Raw genomic sequence first — 2,711 nt, forward strand, 5'->3', positions numbered from 1 at the left:
TGTGACCATGGCAGAATGCAGCCATCGACAAGATGATTGCTTTTCCACACCATTGAACTTTTTCCACCAATAATAAAATTGGGAGTATTTCACTTGATGGACCTCACACCACTTACGGATGCTTAAACAACTGGAACGACAAGCGTCCACCCGATTCTTCCACTCTATTGATTGATCTATTTTAGCCATAAAAAATCTCCTTTCTGTCATGTACGTAAGGAGATTATGACATGGAACGGATGCTTTTTGTAGGTGGGGATAGTTTGACGCTTACAATAGGACATACATACCCATAAAATCTTCTTCCACTAAACTGCCACTTTAGCTGCATAACAAATAGACTGCTCATTAGCAGCCTTGATCTTAAGCTCTAGCACCCGTTAGTTGAAGAAAGCATATGTCTCATTCTGAGAAATCTCTTAATAAAACCTCTAAAAAATGTGACTCTTTGGTATTTTATTTAAGATCTTTTTGAGAAAATCTCCAAAAGAATAGTTCTTTCGTCTCTTTGTACATATCTGCACCTGTTTTTTCTAATACTCTGTGCGATGCAATATTGTCTTTTTCCGTATCTGCAATAACATACATAACGTCGGACTGACTTAATATCCAGTCTTTCATATTACTTAATGTTTCAGACATATAGCCATTTCCTTGATATTCTGGGAGAGTATAGTAGCCAACCGTTACTTCTCCATTTTTATTTGGTAAGCCTTTCAACATTATTCCACCTATAATGCATTTCTTTTCTTTCGATACAAGAATCCAATTGGTATACCAAATGTAATTTTGTTCATCAACTACTACCTTCGAGAGCCTTACTTCCATAGCTTTTTTAAGTTCTGGACTAAGATTAGCCGATTTCGTTAATCTTAGTTTTTTCTCCAATTTCTTTTGACTATCAATTAGCAATTTCAAGCTTTCTATATTCAATGGAATTATTCTTAATCTTTTTGTGTTTAATTCAAACATTATTACACTCCTATCATAATTTGTACGGTCATACTAAACAAATTCTAAAATAGGTATATGTTATTGGCAGCTGCTGCTCCTATTATTACATTTCCCCAAATAAAGAACCCATCTTGAAATTCGTTATTTAATGGATAATTCAGTTTATCATTCCAATAATCTACTGTAAATCGTTCTTCTTCAACTATCACTTTAGCTCAATAACAAAAGAGACTACTTAATAGCAGCCTTGATCTTCAGCTCTTGCACTCGTTTGTTCAATAAGGAAATAATTGATTTAAATTTTTATACTTACTTTTCTTTTACATTAACAACAATATTACCGAATAGCTCATTACCGAAATAGGCTTCCAAACGCCATAATCCTGGACTGGTTAATTCCATTGATGAAGGAATATGATGGTCAGCCCCAATATTAGGATTGAGACTAGAGCTATCACTTTCTTGGAAAATAGTAATTTTTTCGTCAGTTTCTCTACTGACAGCTATTACTTTAAATGATTTAGTTAGAACCTTGTCATCTCCCCAAAAATGCCACATATATTTCTGCTCTTCACCTGCTATAAAAGGACCATACTCCCCAAAGCCAAACTTTCCATTATCACCGATGCGAAAAACAAAATCTCCTTTTTGGCCATCATCAGATACAACAAACTCTTTAACTAATGTCGCACTTTCTTCCCAATTTTCTTCCTTGATTGTCTGTTCACTATTTGAACAACCAATTAGTAATAAACTAAACATAAAAGCAAATATTGTTTTCTTCAAATGGATTCCTCCCATCTGGTCTACCTTTTAATAATTCACCAATTTTTCCAGAAATCCTTTCTTTAACAAAACTGCTTCTTTAGCTCCATAACAAAAAGAGCTGTAAACACAGCTCCCTAATGTACCATTGCACATATTAATTTAATAAGGTAAGTTTTAATTCTTCTGAAATACAGCAGTCAATAAACCATTAACACCAAAAACTTCATTTGGTTGTTTTACTTCTTTCATTTTCCTTATTTCAATTAGCTTAAAATCATAAAAAACAGATTTCAATTTTTCCTCTGAATAACCCAATCCACCTTTTAGACTAAGTAATCTATATACTTCCCAATCCGATATTTTTGCTCCACCTAACTCTCCCCCTGGGACAAAACATGTAATTGCAAAGAAGCCCTTCGGTTTTAATGCCTTTTTTACTAAATTAACATAACTTATTCTTCTGTGAGGGGCGATATGATGGAAACAACCTGAGTCATATACAATATCATATACATCATCTTTAATGTTTAAATTAAAAATATTTGAGTCGATGAAATTTATTTCCACATTTCTTTCAAGTGCACGTTCTCTTGCCCATTTAAGTGTTTCTTTTGATAAATCTACTGCATCAACAGAACAGCCTTTTTCAGCAAAATATATTGCATTTCGCCCAGGACCACAACCCAATTCAAGGACTTTACCTGGCTTAAACAAATTGCTTTTAAAGTAACTAACTAAATTCTCGTCAGGTACATTCATGAAAAAAGGAATACCCTTTTCACGTTCAGAATAAAATTTATCCCAAAACTGAGTTGGTTCTCGCAGTTTAAAACTAGATTATTTTGCAAGAAAACTTTTTCAAACCTAACTTAATAAATACTAATAAAAGCTTTATTAAGACGTCTATTTACAATTAATTACTGGACTTAATGGTAATCTAAACACACTTAAAAAAACGTCTATATATCCCTGTACACTCGATATAGATG

The 2,711-nt window shown here is 33.1% G+C and carries 4 protein-coding genes; all 4 read right to left on the minus strand.

The genetic code is table 11. From position 1 onward, the window contains the following. A partial coding sequence (gene tnpA / locus V7014_RS26250) for an IS66 family insertion sequence element accessory protein TnpA (protein ID WP_438824986.1) occupies nucleotides 1-189 on the minus strand: 189 nt, incomplete at its 3' end. Between the two features lie 267 nt (nucleotides 190-456). Next, entirely contained in the window at nucleotides 457-972 is a 516-nt protein-coding gene (locus V7014_RS26255) for a GNAT family N-acetyltransferase (RefSeq protein ID WP_335511929.1), read from the minus strand. Between the two features lie 291 nt (nucleotides 973-1,263). Continuing rightward, nucleotides 1,264-1,740 (minus strand): DUF4871 domain-containing protein, encoded by a 477-nt coding sequence (locus V7014_RS26260; protein ID WP_335511930.1) that lies wholly within the window; start codon nucleotides 1,738-1,740, stop codon nucleotides 1,264-1,266. A gap of 156 nt (nucleotides 1,741-1,896) precedes the next feature. After that, entirely contained in the window at nucleotides 1,897-2,547 is a 651-nt protein-coding gene (locus V7014_RS26265) for a class I SAM-dependent methyltransferase (RefSeq protein ID WP_335511932.1), read from the minus strand. Nucleotides 2,548-2,711: the final 164 nt, after the last annotated feature.

Source organism: Bacillus sp. JJ722 (assembly GCF_036963345.1).
In the GTDB taxonomy this organism is placed as follows: domain Bacteria; phylum Bacillota; class Bacilli; order Bacillales; family DSM-1321; genus Bacillus_AD.

What these genes read in the sequence shown, in the direction of transcription:
- V7014_RS26255 (WP_335511929.1), bottom strand. Translation starts at nt 972, where the DNA reads ATGTTTGAATTAAACACAAAAAGATTAAGAATAATTCCATTGAATATA.